Below are 1,576 nucleotides of genomic sequence, written 5' to 3'. Positions count from 1 at the left end.
GGCATACTCCTTGTTCATGCGCCTCAGCCAGTTCATCAGAAACAACATCGAACCGATCCTCGTCGATTGGGAAGCGTTTGCGCGGACCATGATCCCGCCTGCGGAGACCATGTCGGTGGTCGAGCTGCGCGACCATGCGCGCGAAATCCTGATCGCCATCGCCAACGAGATGGACACTACGCAATCCGAGACCGAGCGCGAAGCCAAATCCAAGGGCCTGGCGATGCGCGGAGCAACCCCGACCTTCGCCTCGGAGCACGGCGGCCTGCGCCAGCGCGTCGGTTTCGATCTTTCGCAGCTGGGAGCGGAGTATCGAGCACTGCGAGCCACGGTGCTGCGCCTCTGGATGGCCACCGTCGATGTCGTCGACGCGACGGTTCTCGAGGAGGTGATTCGATTCAACGAGAGCATTGATCAAGGGCTCGCCGAAGCGATGGTCACCTATTCGGAACGCGTCGCCAATTCCAGGGACACTTTCCTGGCGGTGCTGGGCCACGATCTTCGCAACCCGTTGAGCGCGCTCAGTTCGTGCGTCCGATTGCTTGGCTTGACGACGGAGGCGGCGGCACGCGAACGTACCCTGCGCATTGCCAGGCAAAGCATCGCCTCGATCAATGAGATGGTGACCGATCTTCTGGAATACACGCGCACCCGGCTGGGCCGCGGGATCGAGGTCAACCCTGAGGACGGCGATCTGGCCGCGCTGTCACGGGAAGTCTTTGACGAAGTGTCGGCGGCCTACCCGTCCCGCGCGCTACATGCGGAGATTCCCGATGCGCTGCGCCTCACTTTCGATGCCGCCCGGATGCGCCAAGTCTTGACCAATCTGATGGTCAACGCAGTGCAGCATGGTGACGCGGCCTTTCCCGTGCTGTTCCTGCTCACGCAAGACGCGAACCGTGTGACGCTGGCAGTAAGAAACAAGGGCGTGCCAATCCCACCGGACGCGATGCAGGTCATCTTCAATCCCCTGGTGCAGGTGACTGCCAAGGAGTCCGCGCCGCATGAGCGTCCAGCGACCAGTCTAGGGCTGGGCCTCTATATCGCGCGGGAGATCGTGGGTCGGCATGGCGGCAACATCGTCGTCACGTCATCGTTGGAAGAAGGCACCGCGTTCGCGGTGCAACTGCCCCGCTGATCATCCGGAAGGCGCGTCCCCGGCGGTGGGCGAGCTCGCGAGGCAAACATTGCAGGCAGAGGCTATCGCCCGGACAGAGGTCCGGCAAGCGATTCTTGGCGATTGGCGTCTCCGGCACGCCGCCGAAGCGTGGACGCGTTCAACCGCCCTGCCCTCTCTTGCAGACAATTGAACCCAATGCCGAAGATCGGCAAATTGCGCGGCCCCCCCGGACCGCCAGGTCGCGACATGCGGATGCAGCCATTCGCAGGCGATTCATGAGGGTCGTCCGTTGCCACCGCATCTGTCCGCTGTTGCCGAACTCGGACCTCCTCGGCGACTGAGGCGAAGGTCAAGTTCCGAAGGTAGACCGGCCGTTCGAGAAGAAAGGTGCCAACGCCTGCTGTCGTTAGCCGCCGCCAGTCGACGGGCCGAAGGCGAATGGCCGCAGTCTTGAAT

At 63.0% G+C, this 1,576-nt stretch carries 1 protein-coding gene; it reads left to right on the top strand.

Annotated elements, in window-relative coordinates:
- On the top strand, positions 1-1,138 hold a 1,138-nt coding region (locus AC1DY5_RS54990; protein ID WP_478122590.1), incomplete at its 5' end, for an ATP-binding protein.
- Positions 1,139-1,576 lie beyond the last annotated feature (438 nt).

The sequence above is a fragment of the Variovorax sp. P4_D9 genome (assembly GCF_056401695.1).
Note: the sequence above shows the minus strand (reverse complement) of the source record. Positions and strands in the feature narration are given on the sequence as shown.